Origin of the sequence: Amycolatopsis sp. H20-H5 (assembly GCF_035828755.1) — a bacterium.
Classification (GTDB): domain Bacteria; phylum Actinomycetota; class Actinomycetes; order Mycobacteriales; family Pseudonocardiaceae; genus Amycolatopsis.
In genome coordinates, this window is record NZ_JAYMZS010000093.1 from 1 (window position 1) to 12,970 (window position 12,970).

At 67.2% G+C, this 12,970-nt stretch carries 16 protein-coding genes; 9 read left to right on the top strand and 7 right to left on the bottom strand.

The window, feature by feature from the left end:
• Positions 1–87: 87 nt before the first annotated feature.
• Complete coding sequence (locus tag QMK34_RS35115) at positions 88–480, bottom strand: SEFIR domain-containing protein (protein ID WP_326419014.1); 393 nt, start codon at positions 478–480, stop codon at positions 88–90.
• A gap of 562 nt (positions 481–1,042) precedes the next feature.
• Here QMK34_RS35115 and QMK34_RS35120 point away from each other — a divergent pair.
• Complete coding sequence (locus QMK34_RS35120) at positions 1,043–1,357, top strand: hypothetical protein (protein ID WP_326419015.1); 315 nt, start codon at positions 1,043–1,045, stop codon at positions 1,355–1,357.
• 173 nt (positions 1,358–1,530) lie between these two features.
• On the opposite strand, the gene QMK34_RS35125 is transcribed toward QMK34_RS35120, so the two are convergent.
• From QMK34_RS35125 to QMK34_RS35135, 3 genes are all read right to left on the bottom strand, one after another.
• Entirely contained in the window at positions 1,531–2,313 is a 783-nt protein-coding gene (locus tag QMK34_RS35125; RefSeq protein WP_326419016.1) for a glucosamine-6-phosphate deaminase, read from the bottom strand.
• Positions 2,314–2,435: 122 nt separating this feature from the next.
• Positions 2,436–3,080 carry a DF family (seleno)protein gene (locus tag QMK34_RS35130; protein ID WP_326419017.1) on the bottom strand — a complete coding sequence of 215 codons (645 nt, stop codon included), beginning with the start codon at positions 3,078–3,080 and terminating at the stop codon, positions 2,436–2,438.
• 50 nt (positions 3,081–3,130) lie between these two features.
• Entirely contained in the window at positions 3,131–3,670 is a 540-nt protein-coding gene (locus QMK34_RS35135) for a hypothetical protein (RefSeq protein ID WP_326419018.1), read from the bottom strand.
• Positions 3,671–4,039: 369 nt separating this feature from the next.
• Here QMK34_RS35135 and QMK34_RS35140 point away from each other — a divergent pair, with 369 nt between their 5' ends.
• Positions 4,040–4,300 (top strand): hypothetical protein, encoded by a 261-nt coding sequence (locus QMK34_RS35140; protein WP_326419020.1) that lies wholly within the window; start codon positions 4,040–4,042, stop codon positions 4,298–4,300.
• Positions 4,301–4,408: 108 nt separating this feature from the next.
• Positions 4,409–4,765 (top strand): hypothetical protein, encoded by a 357-nt coding sequence (locus QMK34_RS35145; RefSeq protein ID WP_326419021.1) that lies wholly within the window; start codon positions 4,409–4,411, stop codon positions 4,763–4,765.
• Here QMK34_RS35145 and QMK34_RS35150 read toward each other — a convergent pair.
• Positions 4,693–5,187 carry a MarR family winged helix-turn-helix transcriptional regulator gene (locus QMK34_RS35150; protein WP_326419022.1) on the bottom strand — a complete coding sequence of 165 codons (495 nt, stop codon included), beginning with the start codon at positions 5,185–5,187 and terminating at the stop codon, positions 4,693–4,695. The two genes, QMK34_RS35145 and QMK34_RS35150, sit on opposite strands and share 73 nt — an antisense overlap.
• 86 nt (positions 5,188–5,273) lie before the next feature.
• Here QMK34_RS35150 and QMK34_RS35155 point away from each other — a divergent pair, with 86 nt between their 5' ends.
• The 4 genes from QMK34_RS35155 to QMK34_RS35170 all read left to right on the top strand — a co-directional run bounded on the left by QMK34_RS35155 (position 5,274) and on the right by QMK34_RS35170 (position 8,677).
• A complete protein-coding gene (locus QMK34_RS35155; protein ID WP_326419023.1) occupies positions 5,274–6,116 on the top strand; it encodes an NAD(P)H-binding protein in 843 nt (280 codons plus the stop codon).
• Complete coding sequence (locus QMK34_RS35160) at positions 6,109–6,630, top strand: anthrone oxygenase family protein (RefSeq protein ID WP_326419024.1); 522 nt, start codon at positions 6,109–6,111, stop codon at positions 6,628–6,630. The genes QMK34_RS35155 and QMK34_RS35160 overlap by 8 nt, the downstream gene beginning before the upstream one ends.
• A gap of 12 nt (positions 6,631–6,642) precedes the next feature.
• Complete coding sequence (locus tag QMK34_RS35165; protein ID WP_326419025.1) at positions 6,643–7,011, top strand: antibiotic biosynthesis monooxygenase family protein; 369 nt, start codon at positions 6,643–6,645, stop codon at positions 7,009–7,011.
• A gap of 454 nt (positions 7,012–7,465) precedes the next feature.
• Entirely contained in the window at positions 7,466–8,677 is a 1,212-nt protein-coding gene (locus QMK34_RS35170; RefSeq protein ID WP_326419052.1) for an HNH endonuclease signature motif containing protein, read from the top strand.
• 287 nt (positions 8,678–8,964) lie between these two features.
• Here the strand turns inward: QMK34_RS35170 and QMK34_RS35175 are convergent, their stop codons facing one another.
• Complete coding sequence (locus tag QMK34_RS35175; RefSeq protein WP_326419026.1) at positions 8,965–9,540, bottom strand: helix-turn-helix domain-containing protein; 576 nt, start codon at positions 9,538–9,540, stop codon at positions 8,965–8,967.
• Between the two features lie 206 nt (positions 9,541–9,746).
• Here QMK34_RS35175 and QMK34_RS35180 point away from each other — a divergent pair, with 206 nt between their 5' ends.
• Both QMK34_RS35180 and QMK34_RS35185 read left to right on the top strand, forming a co-directional pair.
• Positions 9,747–10,097 carry a hypothetical protein gene (locus QMK34_RS35180; RefSeq protein WP_326419027.1) on the top strand — a complete coding sequence of 117 codons (351 nt, stop codon included), beginning with the start codon at positions 9,747–9,749 and terminating at the stop codon, positions 10,095–10,097.
• A 47-nt stretch (positions 10,098–10,144) separates the two neighbouring features.
• Positions 10,145–10,627, top strand: coding sequence for a YbaK/EbsC family protein (locus QMK34_RS35185; protein WP_326419028.1), 483 nt, complete (start codon positions 10,145–10,147; stop codon positions 10,625–10,627).
• Between the two features lie 8 nt (positions 10,628–10,635).
• On the opposite strand, the gene QMK34_RS35190 is transcribed toward QMK34_RS35185, so the two are convergent.
• A complete protein-coding gene (locus QMK34_RS35190; RefSeq protein ID WP_326419029.1) occupies positions 10,636–12,495 on the bottom strand; it encodes a fluorothreonine transaldolase in 1,860 nt (619 codons plus the stop codon).
• Positions 12,496–12,970: the final 475 nt, after the last annotated feature.

Below are 12,970 nucleotides of genomic sequence, written 5' to 3' on the forward strand. Positions count from 1 at the left end.
CTCGCAAACCTCATATTTCCAGACAGGAGGTCATCCCCATATTGCGCCCTGTGCCCGTCGCACCCAGCCGCAGACGATCACGCGCTGCTACATCGACGTCACGCTAGATGATCTTGCCTTTGCCGTGCGTGGGAGGTCCTGGGTGATGTTGTCCCTGATCATCGCGGCCTCGAATTGGGCGCCACGGCCCTCGGCCGGAGCCGCTCTGCCCTCGGCTCGCCGCTTGTAGTCGGGCGAGGCGATGACCAGGACGAAGTCTGCCTCGGTCAGCTGTTCGATCGCCCACAGCGACCAGTCGCGCCGTCCGTCGTCGGCCCACTGGTCGAGGTGGGCGTCGACCCCCACCTCCGTCCGCAGGAAAGTCGCGAACTCCCGGACGAGCTTCTTGTGCTGTTCCGATTCGTGGGAATAGGTGATGAAAACGCGAGGTGATTGTCCGGCGCCGGACCCGGCGACGGCTTCCTCTTGGTATGTGCTCATGGCGTGTCCTTGGGTGCCGGTGAAGTAAACTGTAATTCAACCGCACCCGGCGCATTTCGTCAGTGGCGAGCGAAGAATGTCGTGCTTCTGTCTCGTTTCCCCATTGTCACGAATTCACGCGGGAACAGTGGACTCCGGCGAGGGTTCGCCGCTGCTGCCTCCGAGCGCCTGGTAACGATTGCTTCGTTGGCTCGAATGGCGCTGCCGCGCGTTCGCGTCGTTCTAGTCTGTCAGCTCGGAGGCGGCGGACGTCCGGGAGGCGGTGACCGGCAAAGCGCTGGCCTTCTACGTGGAGGTGATGCGTGAGGCCGGCCTGGTGATGGGCCCGCCCGTCGACGGCGGTGGCGAGCACTACACGGCCGCCGAACGCGAAGCAGGCTGAACTGGTTCGCCCAGGAACACCGCAGCGTACTGAGCGGCATCCGGCTGGCCGCTTCGCGTGGCGAGCACGCCGTCGTGAGCACACTCGCCCAGGCCCTCGTGCCGTACCTGGACATGGCCAGTCAAGCGGCTCGTCGGCAAGCTGAGCCCGACGCTGCTCATCCTGCTCGGCGGGACACAGATGCTGGTGGCCTACTCGGTCGCGGCGCTCAGCCTGTCGGTGCCCGCGCTGGTGGTCACCGCGCTGCTGCTGGGCGGCGGCTGGGCGTTCATGCACTCGACCATCCAGTCGTGGGCCACCCAGCTCTCGCCCGCCGCCAGGGCGACCGGGGTCGCGATGTTCGGCGTCGCCCTCTACGTCGGCAGCGCGCTGGCGACCACATTCGCCGCGGGCGCCGCCGAGCACGGGCAGTACCAGAACCTGTTCCTGCTGGCCGCGGTGCTGACCGTGCCGCTGACCGTCGCCGCCACGATCGGCCGGACCCGCTACCGCTAGCCCCCGCACCCGAGAGTCCCGTTCACCCCACCGCCGGACGCGGTTCGCCAACCCCCCCCCGTCGAACCGCGGATCCGGTGGACCTGGAGGTGGGACTCGCCTGAAGCCTGAGCGGGACTCGCACGCACGTGCGAGTCCCGCTCAGTGCGTTTTCCGGCCCGCTGGAGACTCCGCTATAGACCCTGCCAGCTGGGTTTGGTGTCGTAAGTCGCCCGGAAATAGCCCGCGAGCTTGAGGTTGCTCGCCGCCGCTTCGTCGATGATCACGCTCACGTGCGGATGGAGCTGGAGCGCCGACGCCGGGACCACCGCGGCCAGCGGGCCCTCGACGGCCAGCGCCACGGCTTCGGCCTTGGCCTCGCCCGAGGCCACCAGTACGAGGTGGCGCGCTTCGCTGATGGTCGCGATGCCCTGGGTGATCACGTGCCGCGGGACCTCGTCCGGGCTGTCGAAGAACCGGGCGTTGTCGGCGCGGGTCTGGGCGGTCAGTGTCTTGACCCGCGTCCGCGAGCCGAACGAGGAGCAGGGTTCGTTGAAGCCGATGTGCCCGTCGGAGCCGATCCCGAGCAGCTGGAGGTCGACCCCGCCCGCGGTCTTGAGGGCCTGTTCGTAGTCGGCGCACGCCCGTGGCAGGTCCGCGGCGGTGCCGTCCGCGCCGATGAAGGCACCGGCAGGCAGCCCGAGCGGCCGGAGCACCTCCCGTTCGAGCACGGCGCGATAGGACTCCGGGTGCCCGGCCGGCAGGCCGATGTACTCGTCCAGCTGGCAGATCCGTGCCCGGCTGACGTCGAGGGAGCCGCTGCCGACCAGCCGGGTCAGCGCCGCGTACACCGGCAGCGGGCTGGATCCGGTGGCCACGCCGATCAGCGCGTCCGGCTTGCCGGCCAGCAGGTCGGCGACCGCGCCTGCCGCGAGCTCGCCCATCGCCGTGCTGTCGGGCACGATCACGATCTCCATGTGCGTCCTGTCGTCGGGGCGCGCTCCGCGCCGAGGTTGACCTCCCCACGGCGCTGTGGTGTAGACCAATCCTAACCCAGCGTCGGCCGTTCCGGGGACGGGCTTCCCGGCGTCGAGGGTGCTCAGCGGTCGCCCGCGTGGTGGCAGGGGTCGCCGAGTGCGTCGAGGATCCACTCGTCGGCGGGAACGCCGCGGGTGCCGTCCGGGGTGCGGTAGAGGCGGCACTGCAGGCCGAACGTGTCGCGCCCGGCGGCGCCCGGATCCACGTCGAGGCCGTCGACGCGCAGGGTCGGTGACCCCAGGAACCGGTGGTGGCGGGCGTCTTCGTCGTCTTCGACGCGGATCAGGGTGATCGGCGCGGTCACGGCGTGCTCGGCGAGGAGCTGCCGCAGGTGCGGCAGGAACGTCTCGTGGTTCGGGCAGCCGTCGAAGTACAGCAGCTCGACGCGCGGCGGTCGGCCGAGTTCGACGATGGCGGCGATCAGGCCGTCTCTCGGGGTCAGCCGGAACGTCAGCTGGGCCGGGTCCGGTGCGGCCATCCGCAGGGTGAGGAGCAGGTGCCCGTCGTCGCTTTCGGTCAGCTCCGCGATCCGGAGTCCGGCGGCCAGCAGGCCCGCGTAGCAGGCGCTTACCTCCGCGCGGCCCGAGCAGCTTTCGTTACCCCACAAGACATCCGCGGTGAGTAACGCCGCGAACGCGTCGCGTGTCCCGGCGGCCAGCGCCGCGCGCAGGGCGGCGGTCAGGTCCGAAGTGTCCGAAGCGGGCATCTCGCCTCCTGGTTGTCCGGTCCAGTATCCGCCGAGCGCGCGCCCGGTGCTCAGAACGGCCAGCGCGCCTTGAACCGGGTGGCGAGGGCGCGGTCGAAGCCCGCGACCCGGCCGGTGGGGATGATGGCGAGCAGCACCAGGGGGAGCACGTCGAGCGGGTAGGTCCAGAAGTACTGGTTGGTGCCCAGCAGCATGATCCAGATCGGGGTGAGCAGCAGCAGGCCGCCGACCGAAGCGAGGCGCGACGCGATCCCGAACAGCAGGCCGATGCCGATGGCGAGTTCCGTGAAGGTCAGGAACCACTGGAAGAAGCCCCAGTTGGCCAGTACGACGTCGGTGTAGAAACCGCGCAGTGGTGAGATCGGCGTGCTGCCCGCGGCCTGTTGCAGGATTCCGTGGGCGACGTCCCGGTCGACGAGGTTGAAGGAGAACCAGCCACCGCCGAAGGTGGTCTTGCCGATCAGCTTGGCGATCGCGTTGCTCAGCCAGTTCACGCCGAAGCCGATTCTGAGCGCGGCGAAACCCGCGTTCACCATCCGGGGCGAGATCAGCGAAGTGGCCGGGGTCGGGGTCATGGCGGTGTCGGTCATGGTCACTCTCTCTCACGATGGTGCCGGTGAAGGTGAAGGTAAGGGTCCTCGGGCGCGGGCACCACGCTTTCCCGCCGCCCGTACGATGCCGGTAACAATTGGCTGTCCGGAAGAGTGACGCGCACTGAGTGTCCACAAGAGAGTCTTGCGGCTTTCTTACGCGTTCTCACGGCTGCGAACCGGGCCATGCCGACCGCGACCGCGTTGCGGGCCGGGATGGTCCCGCCTGCCGGTGCGGATCGTCGCCCGGCCCGCCGAGTTCACGCCAGGGGAGCGAGGCCGTGGTGCGCCGGATTGCCACGTCCGGGGCATACCTCCAGCCGGTTTGTCATCCGGCTGGCCGTCACTCGACGGTGAGGGACGACAACGGTGGCCAGCACGCCTGACGACCCGGCTCGGCGGATCGAGTGCGCGGCCGCGCGGCTCCCGGGAATCCCGACGCCCGCTTTGCTCGACGAGGCCGCTGTCCTGCTGGCCGATCTCCACGCGGCCACGTCGGGCCGTGGTGCCCCGCTCGCGATCTCGCTGTCCGCGGAGATCGGCTGGTGCCTGTGGCTGGCGGGGCAGCACACCGGCCGGGGGGTAGCGGGCACCGCTCGCGCTGACCGAGGGACCGAGGCTCATGCGTGACGGGGCTTGCCGCCCTGCGCGAGTGGAGGTCACGCACGACCGGCAACCGGCGTTTCGGCGTCGGGAACGCCCGGCGGGCACACCTCCTTGTGTGCCAAGCACTGTGCAGTGTTCTCCGGCCGTCTCGCCGACGTGGTCGTGGCGGCCGAGGGCACTCGCGGGGCCGAGACGGCGAAGCTGCTCGAGAACACCGACCGGTTCGTGAACATCGTGCTGATCAACGAGATCACGGTGTTCCGCGACCGCGTGCCGCCGAGGTGCTGCCGGGAGTGGCGGCGGTCGCGGTTTCGTATCACGAGCCGCCGGTCGGCGAGTTTCCGCCAGTGCCCCGGACTGCCACTCGGCTCGTCGGGCAAGGTCAGCCGCGCGATGAGAGCGGTGCCGGGCCAGGGTCAGCGCTCGGTCTCGGCGACCCAGAGCCGGAGCCCGGTGATGAAGCCCTCGCGGTGTTCCGGCGACAACTGACCCAGCGCCTCAAGCAGGGGGGCGGCACGCAGTCCCAGGAACTGCGTGAACTCCTCGCGGGGTTGGTCGGGTAGCGAGACGAGGGTGCGCCTGCGGTCGGCGGGGTCCTCCTGGCGTCGCACCATCCCGGCGCGTTCCAGGTCGCCGACCAGCTCGCTGGCCGAAGAAAGTGAGCTGCCGAGCCGCTCGGCGAGCGCGGTGACGCTCAGCGGCCGCCCCGTGAACAGCTGGATCAGCACGGCGCCGTGCCGCGTGCCCAGCCGATGTTTGTCGAAGGCCGTCTGCATCGCCGGCGGCATGTCCACCCGCGCCCGGTGGAAGAACGCGGCGAGCGGTGGCACGTAGGCGATGACCTCGGCCACCTCGTCAGCGTCCGGCACCCGCTGCGCCACCTGCCCGGCCGGGGCTTGCTCTGAATCCATCCGCGCAGTATAACTACTTCGGATATACAAACTATTTTGGAATCCGATGTAACCTGGCCACAGGCCCACTCCACGAGAGGTGCGTCATGATCTTGATCACGGGGGCGACCGGGTCCGTCGGCCGCGCGGCGACGGGACTTCTGCTGAAAGAGGGCGAGAAGGTGGCAGCGGTGACCCGCGACCCGGCACGCGCCGCGCTGCCTGAGGACGCGCTCGTCGTCGAAGGCGATCCGTCGAACCCCGCCACCCTCACCGCGGCGTTGGGCGACACCGAGGCGATCCTGCTCAGCCCGCGCGCGGCCGGGAGGGCCGTGGGCGAACTGCTGTCCTTGGCCGCCCGGCAGGGGGTGCGACGGGTCGTGGTGCTGTCGGCGACCACCGTCGAGCATCCCGCCGGGCTCGCGCGGTTCGCCGACCAGTTCCGGGCGGTCGAGGAGATCGCCAGGGCTTCCGGTCTGGAATGGACGGTCCTGCGGTGCGCGGACTTCGCCGCGAACAGCCTGGCGTGGGCGCCGCAGATCCGGGCGACGGGCTCGGTGCGCGGCGCCTTCGGCGGGGCGGCGTCCTCACCGATCCACGAGCGTGACATCGCGGAAGTCGCGGTTCGAGCACTGCGGGACTCTGTGCACACCGGACAGTCCTACCTGCTCACCGGCCCGGAATCGCTTACGCAGCAGGACAAGGTCCGGCTGATCGGCGAGGCCATCGGAGCCGATCTGCACTTCGAGGAGCTTCCGCCCGAGCAGATCCGGCTGGGGATGCTCGCCGCGGGGCTGCCCGAGGACGTCCCCGAGCGGTTGCTCGGTTCCCTGGCCGACTACGCCAAGGCACCGGGACCGACCTCCGACGCCGTGGCGCAGGTACTGGGCAGGCCCGCGGCCACCTTCGCCGACTGGGCCGCCGACAACGCCGGGGCCTTCCGTGGCTGAAACAGTCGACCGGGCTCTTCGCTGGGCAGGCCTGCTGTTCACGGGCCTCTTCGCGGGGTTCCTGGCCACGGTCCTGATCGTCGAACTGTCGGCGCGCTCCTTCGACGGCACCGTCTACACGCACGTCCGGCTGGTCGAACTCGTCGCGCTCGACGTGTTCGCCACGGTCCTCCTGATTCCGGCCCTGATCATCGCCGCACTCCAAGCCGTCCTCGCCTTCCGGCGGCGGTCGCGTGCGCGCTGGTCCTCGGCGGTGGTTCTGGTCCTGCTGGTGCTGGTACTGGTCACCACGCTGGTGATCAACCTGCCGATCAACGCCGACCAGCTCGCCTGGAACCCGCAAGCGCCACCCGCCGACTGGGCGCAGGTGCGCGACCGCTGGCAGAGCGCACACGCCGTCCGGGCCGCTGCTGCGCTGCTGGCTTTCGGACTGCTGGTGGGCCGCACCGAGCAGGCGCCACGATCGTCCCAACTGGCCAGGCGAGCGCTTCTGGAACCGGTTCGTTCCCACTGAGAAGGAGATCCCATGTCCCAGTCCGTCCCGCCGCTGCCCGATGCGCTCGTGAGTGAGCCGGTCGTCCTGATCAACGCCTTCACCGTGCCGATCGAGGAGTCTGATCGTTTTCTGGTTCGCTGGAAGGACAACGCCCGCGTCATGGCCGAGCAGCCCGGACTTGTCCGAGCCCGGCTGTTCCGGTCCCTTGTCGACGACGTTGAGCTGCGCTTCGTCAACGTCGCTGAATGGGAGAGCGGCACGGCTCTCGATCAGGCGCGGGCGAATCCGGAGTGGCGCGCCTCGATGCGCCGGGTGATCGACGACCCTGAACTGCACGTCGTCGCTCGTCCTGTTGTCTACCAGTCCGTTGTCGACGTTGGGCCTGGCGATCGGTTCTGAGTGGCAGCTGCTTCTTTGTCTTTTCTTTGGTGGAGGGAATGTCCTCGCCGGACGGGCTGGCTCTGGGAAGGCCTCGGGTTTTGTGGGTTGGTTGCGGTTGGTGGTGGGTTCCGGTGGTGGTCTTCCCGTCGCCTGATTGATGGCTACCACGCCGCCAGTTTTGTTGTTGCGTAACGCCTTTTGTTCCCTGCGAGGAGTTCGGCTGCGGCGAGTGGGGTCCGGTGCGGGAGGTCGAGCCGGGGTTCGACATGGTCAAACCGTCGTTTCCGAGCGGCCGCTGACGTTTTGGCGAGTGCGGAATCTTTGCGGGACGGGCAGACCATCATGCCACCTGTTTGTTTCTGTTGTCGTGTAAGGGTTTCTGACGTTGCCGGAAAAAGTTGGTCAGTCGTACCTGAACGGGTGGTGATTCGAACAGATGTTCGGGTAGTATGAGGGTGTGGGTGTTGATGAGATGGTGTCGGTGTGGCAGCTTTCCGATGGGGAGTTGACTGCTGGGCTTCTTGCTGTTGAACGGGATTTGTGTCGTGTGTATGCGCGGATGCTGGATCTCGTCGGTGACGTCGACAAGCGCGGTTTGTCTGTGGAGAAGGGTTTCCGTGACACGGCGACGATGCTGGCGTTGTCGTTGCGGGTGTCGAAGAGGGAAGCCTCCGCTCGTGTCGCTCAGGCTACTGCGGTGCTTCCGTTGATGCGGAAGGCGTTGGAGTCCGGCGAGATCAACCGGGAACATGCCCACGAGATCGAGCACGTCCTGTCGCAGGCTCCTGACTCAGTGTCAGTGGAGGAGGTCGCGGCGCACGAGGCCACTCTGGTCGAGTTGTCGCAGCAGGCGATCCCCACCACCGTTCGGAAGGTCGGTCGGCGGGTGCTGGGGTACTGGGATGTGCTGGACAAGAAGCCGGAGGATCGTGAGCGGGACCTGTCCCGGCCCCACCGGGAGTTTCGCTACTCGTTCACGCGTGATGGTCGGATGAAGTACTCGGGTGAGTTTGATCCTGAGGCCGGGCATTTCGCGGAGAACATGCTGATTCCGTTGGCGAAGCCTGATCCGGTTGATGTGTTCGGTAACCGGGATCCGCGGACGGCGGCGCAGCGTCACGGTGATGCGCTGGCGGCGATCTTCGACCTCGCCGGACGCTCCCCCGACCTACCGGTCAAGGCCGGTGAACGGGCCGTCGTCACGGTGACGATCGGACTGGAAGAGCTGGAACGCCGCGCAGGCATAGTCATACTCGACGGATACGGCGCCATGAGTGTGAGTCAGGTGCGGCGGATGTGCTGCGACGCGAAAGCCGTACCAGCGGTACTGAACGGTGCCAGTGAAGTCCTCGACTTGGGCCGCGCGGTGCGGACGGCGACTCCGGCGCAACGCCGGGCGTTGATCATCCGGGATCGTGGGTGTACCGGTCCGGGGTGTTCACGAGGCCCGAAATGGGCCACGCCACACCACATTGTGCACTGGAGTGATCCTGGTGGTGTCGGAGGCCCGACGGATATCGTCAATCTCGGGCTTGCCTGCGAGAGACATCACCACCTGCTCCACCATGGCGGCTGGGATATGCGGCTGCGTAACGGAATCATCGAATGGCTCCCGCCTGTGTGGCTGGATCCGGAGCGAAGACCCATCCGCAACACCGCACACGACCCACTCCACACCGAGTAACGGTGTGCGAAGACTGGTGTGCTCATGGCCGCCGGAAGAACGAGATCACGGCGTTTGCCGGGTGTCGCGTCCGACGGTGAATGCCACCATCGACGAGATCCTCGCCAAAGCCCACCTCGCAACGACACCGGAATGATGGAACACCGGTAGAGCTTGAACCGGGCGACGCCGTTGGTCGTCCAGGTTCCGGTCCTTCAGCCTTGTCTCGATCGAGTTCGCCATGACCCTGAGGTCGATCGTGGCATCGGGTCCGTTACGGATACTCCGGTGTCGCTGCGGGGAGCGCGCTACCAGCCGGTCGCGGGGTAGGTCATCACGCAGATGGCGTCGGCGTTGTCGGTCGAGGCCTGGTAGAAGTGCGGGACGTCGGCGCCGAAGATGAGGAAGTCGCCGGTGGTGACGGCGTTCGGTGCGTCGACCGGGCCCGCTGTCAGTTCGCCGTGCGCGACGTAGATGTGCTCACTGGTTCCTGGTGCGTGGGGCGGGCTCTCGATGCGCTGGCCCGCTTCGTGGATGCGGATCCGCCAGACCTCGGTGAGGACGCCCGCGCCCATCCGATGCAGCAGTTCCTGCTTGCTGTAGTCCGGTTCCCGGGTGCCGGTGCGGACTACCGGCTTCGGCGGCGAGGCGGGCAGGATGATGTCGCCGAGGGGGAGTCGCAGTGTCACCGCGATCGCCGAGAGGGTGTCGATCGTGGGATTCCCGAGGCCGGCTTCGAGCGTGGACAGGGTTCCCTTGCTGATACCCGCTTCTCTGGCGAGTTCGGCCGCCGACATCCGCCGGGCCTCCCGCATCCGGCGGATCTGGGCGCCGATCAGCGCCGCGTTGCTCTCCCGGACGTCGCCGCTCTGGTGTTCCGGCATTGTGCTCCCGCCGTCGGTCCCGTCGTTGCCGCAGCCACCCTCCCCGGTGGTGTTCCTGAGGAATGTAGCCGATGAGCCGGTCTCCCGTGGGTGGCGGCCAACGGCGCGGGCCTGTGAGACGGGGGACACACGTGGTACTGTATATTGGCTTAAGTCGTTCAGTTTGCTGAACTGTCTGTCGGTCCGTCTGCGCGGAGGTGTAATCGATGCTGTCCCTCTGGTCTTCCGGCACCGCCGTGGGTTCCGGGCACATCAGCATCCACGCGTGCACGCCCTCGGACGCCGACGGCGTCGCGAACCTGGTCGAGCTGGGTGAGCTGACCGTCGATCACGCGTTGTCCGCGGACCTGCTGGTGGGGGTGGTCGATCACCGGGTGGTCGCCGTGCTCGCGGCGGACGGCACGCTCGCGACGGATCCGTTCTTCCCGGCGGCGGAAACGTGTGAGCTCCTGCTGCTGCGTGCCCGCCAGCTCGGCCGTTCGCTCCGCCGGGCCGAGTTCGGCGTTGTGGTGGCACGGATGCTGCGCAGTTGGTACACGCGAGGCTGGATCGGCTGACGGCGGCTTCAGGCCCATCACGAGCTCATCACCGAGAAAGAGGAACTGTGGACACGAGTACCTACGACAAACTGGTCTCCCTGCTCGAGGAGAACAGTGCGGAGTACCGGCTCATCGATCACCCGGCCGAAGGCCGCACGGACATCGTCAGTCCCTTGCGGGGCAACGAGGTCGGCGACGCCGCCAAGTGCATGGTCATCATGGTCAAGCTCGGCAAGAAGGTCACCCAGTACGTCCTCGCCGTCGTGCCGGGCGATCGGAAGGTCGACCTCAACGCGCTGAAGAGCCTGCTCGGCGGCACCTACATCTCCTTCGCCACCCCGGAGATCGCCGAACGGCTGTCCGGTTGTGTGGCGGGCACCATTCTGCCGTTCTCCTTCGACCCGGACCTGCGGCTCATCGTGGATCCGGACATCCAGAAGATCAAGGAGCTGTTCTTCAACGCCGCTCGTCTCGACCGGTCTGTCGCGCTGCGCACTGAGGACTACCTCAGGATCGCCCAGCCGCGCTTCGAGACGATCAGTCAGTAGCAGGGCGTTCAGGGCAACTCGGCCGACAGTCCGGAAATCAGATCGCGGGCTTCGGCGAAGGTCTCGGACCAGAAGACGAGGCCGTGGCGTCGCACGTAGATCTTCTTGGCGTCTTCGGCCGCCCGCGCCACCGCGGTCGCGAGGGCGACGCTCCCGTATTCCTGTGGCTCGATGACCCGTACGCCCAGCCGGGTGAGGTGCGCGTCGGGAATGTAGTGGTTGTGGACGACGAACTTCGCGGAAAGCCTGGTCGCCAGCAAGTAGTGCAGATAGGCCTCGACCGACGCCGGGCCTGAGCCGCGACAGTGCAGGACACCTTCGTCGACCGCTTCGACCTGGACGAAATCCTCGTCACCGAGGTCCTTGATGTAGGAGCCGCTGGCGGAGACGTAGAGCTTTCCCCCTGCCGAGAAGCTGACATTGCCCGCGGAATCCGTCTGGTGGGCGAAAGCGCCTCCCAGCCGGGCCAGTGCCCTGCTTTCCTCGAGGGTCGCGCGGTGTCCACTGTGGTCGACCGGGTCCCGGCGCAGGACTGTCTCGACCCAGCGGCCGCCCTGCCGATGGGCAGGAGTATCGCGGTGCCGTGCCCGGCCGGTGGGTTCGGCGGCCGGGCCGCCGGTGAACCGGATGGTCTGATGGTTCCTGGCGAAGGTCCGGACCTGTGGCCGGACGTCTTCGGGCTTCGCCTTGCCCAGCAAGACATCGGCGAGCCAGCCGGCGATACGGTCCATGTCGTCCTCGTCGCCGCTTCGCCGGGTGATCTCCTGGACGCCGAGCCGGAGTGCGTCGACGTGGTCGAAGGCGACCGCCCGGTTCGCCGAGATCCCGGCGGCGATCAGGCGGTCGATGAGCGGGGGGCCGCCCCCGAGATCCCTCGTGTCGACGAACATCATGTGGTTCGCGGTGAAGCCGCGGTCCTTCGCCAGCATCGGAACGCCGAGCTCGTCGAGCCGGGTGGCGAGCTTCTTCGCGTTGCGGAGCACCTGGTCGGCATAGGCTTCGCCCACCTCGTACATCTCGTGCAGCGCGATGAACAGGGCCAGGGTCGACGCGGTGTGCTGGCTGCTCACCATCCCGTTCGACAGGGTGTAGCTGATTCTCTCCATCAAGCCGCGGTCGTTGCCCACGATCAGCCCTTTCTGCGGGCCGAAAAAGGTCTTGTGGGTGTTCGCCTGGAGGATGTCCGCACCTTCGGCGAGGGGGTCCTGAAATCTCTTTCCCGCGATCAGCCCCAACGTGTGCGAGGCGTCGTAGACCAGGGGAACGTCGCCGATCAGGTCCTTGAGTTCCCGGATGGGGAAGGGAAAGAGGTAGTTCATCGCGTCGATGTAGAGCAGCGAAGGCCGTTCTCGCCGGAAGATCGCGGCAGTGGCGTCGAGGTCGATCTCGCTGATGTCCCGGAAAGCATAGGTGCAGCTTTCGCGGCCGAAGGTGCGGCAGATCATTTCGGTGAGGAAGTGCCCGCCGTCCTTGGTGGAGATCCGCATGATCTTCTCGCCCGGTCCGGTGAGCGCGGCGAACGTGGTCTGCATGGCGTGCAGGCCGGACAGGCAGCGGAATTCGGCGTACTCGGCGCCGAACATCCGTTCGCAGACCTCGGTCGCGGACTTCTCGACCTGGTTGACGTGGTTCATGCCGCGGTAGAGCAAATTGTTCAACCGGGACGGGGAGTCCTGCCGCATGTCCAGGTGTTCGAGCAGGTAACGGCTGCCGAGTTCGCTGGAAAGCACCTTGCGCGCGAAGGGGGAGAGCACGGTCTCGTTCGCGGTCAAGTGGAGAAAATCGTTGGAATCCTCTTCTTCGGCCTCGATGAGCTCACGGATCGCGTCGAGCCGGAGCGGGGCGGAGGTGCGATCGGTGTTCGGCATGGGAATCCGTTTCTGAGCGGCGACAGGGCGAACTCTCTGTTCGTCATGACGGTAATCCCTTGGGCGGCCGGGATGCCGTGTCCCGGCGGCAACTGGATCAAGACGCGCTGGTGGTCGTAGTGACGCTACGACCTAGGTGCCCTGTCCGGTGATCTTTGGTGGTAAATAAGGAATACCGGCCGCGATTTTCCGTTCAACCGGAAACAGTCGCCTACGATGGTGGAGATGACTGTACGGGGGTGTGTTACGTGACGGAGAAAATTCGTCCGGAAAGCCTGATCTGGCGGGACGGTTGCATTCTCGCCGTGGACCAGGTTTCCTTGCCGCACCATTTCCGGCGTGTCCGGATCGCCGGTGTCGGGCCTTTGGTGAGTGCGATCCAGCGGTTGGTGATCCGCGGCGCGCCGAGCCTGGCGGCCGCCGGGGCGCTGGGTGTCCTGTTGTCCGCGAATACGCGTCTTCGCGGCGGCGTGCT

Coding starts and splice junctions, on each gene's coding strand:
- QMK34_RS35165 (WP_326419025.1), top strand. CDS start 6,643: ATGTCCCAGTCCGTCCCGCCGCTGCCCGATGCGCTCGTGAGTGAGCCG.
- QMK34_RS35155 (WP_326419023.1), top strand. CDS start 5,274: ATGATCTTGATCACGGGGGCGACCGGGTCCGTCGGCCGCGCGGCGACG.
- QMK34_RS35130 (WP_326419017.1), bottom strand. CDS start 3,080: ATGCCCGCTTCGGACACTTCGGACCTGACCGCCGCCCTGCGCGCGGCG.
- QMK34_RS35135 (WP_326419018.1), bottom strand. CDS start 3,670: ATGACCGACACCGCCATGACCCCGACCCCGGCCACTTCGCTGATCTCG.
- QMK34_RS35175 (WP_326419026.1), bottom strand. CDS start 9,540: ATGCCGGAACACCAGAGCGGCGACGTCCGGGAGAGCAACGCGGCGCTG.
- QMK34_RS35125 (WP_326419016.1), bottom strand. CDS start 2,313: ATGGAGATCGTGATCGTGCCCGACAGCACGGCGATGGGCGAGCTCGCG.
- QMK34_RS35190 (WP_326419029.1), bottom strand. CDS start 12,495: ATGCCGAACACCGATCGCACCTCCGCCCCGCTCCGGCTCGACGCGATC.
- QMK34_RS35120 (WP_326419015.1), top strand. CDS start 1,043: ATGCTGGTGGCCTACTCGGTCGCGGCGCTCAGCCTGTCGGTGCCCGCG.
- QMK34_RS35115 (WP_326419014.1), bottom strand. CDS start 480: ATGAGCACATACCAAGAGGAAGCCGTCGCCGGGTCCGGCGCCGGACAA.
- QMK34_RS35150 (WP_326419022.1), bottom strand. CDS start 5,187: ATGGATTCAGAGCAAGCCCCGGCCGGGCAGGTGGCGCAGCGGGTGCCG.
- QMK34_RS35170 (WP_326419052.1), top strand. CDS start 7,466: ATGGTGTCGGTGTGGCAGCTTTCCGATGGGGAGTTGACTGCTGGGCTT.
- QMK34_RS35180 (WP_326419027.1), top strand. CDS start 9,747: ATGCTGTCCCTCTGGTCTTCCGGCACCGCCGTGGGTTCCGGGCACATC.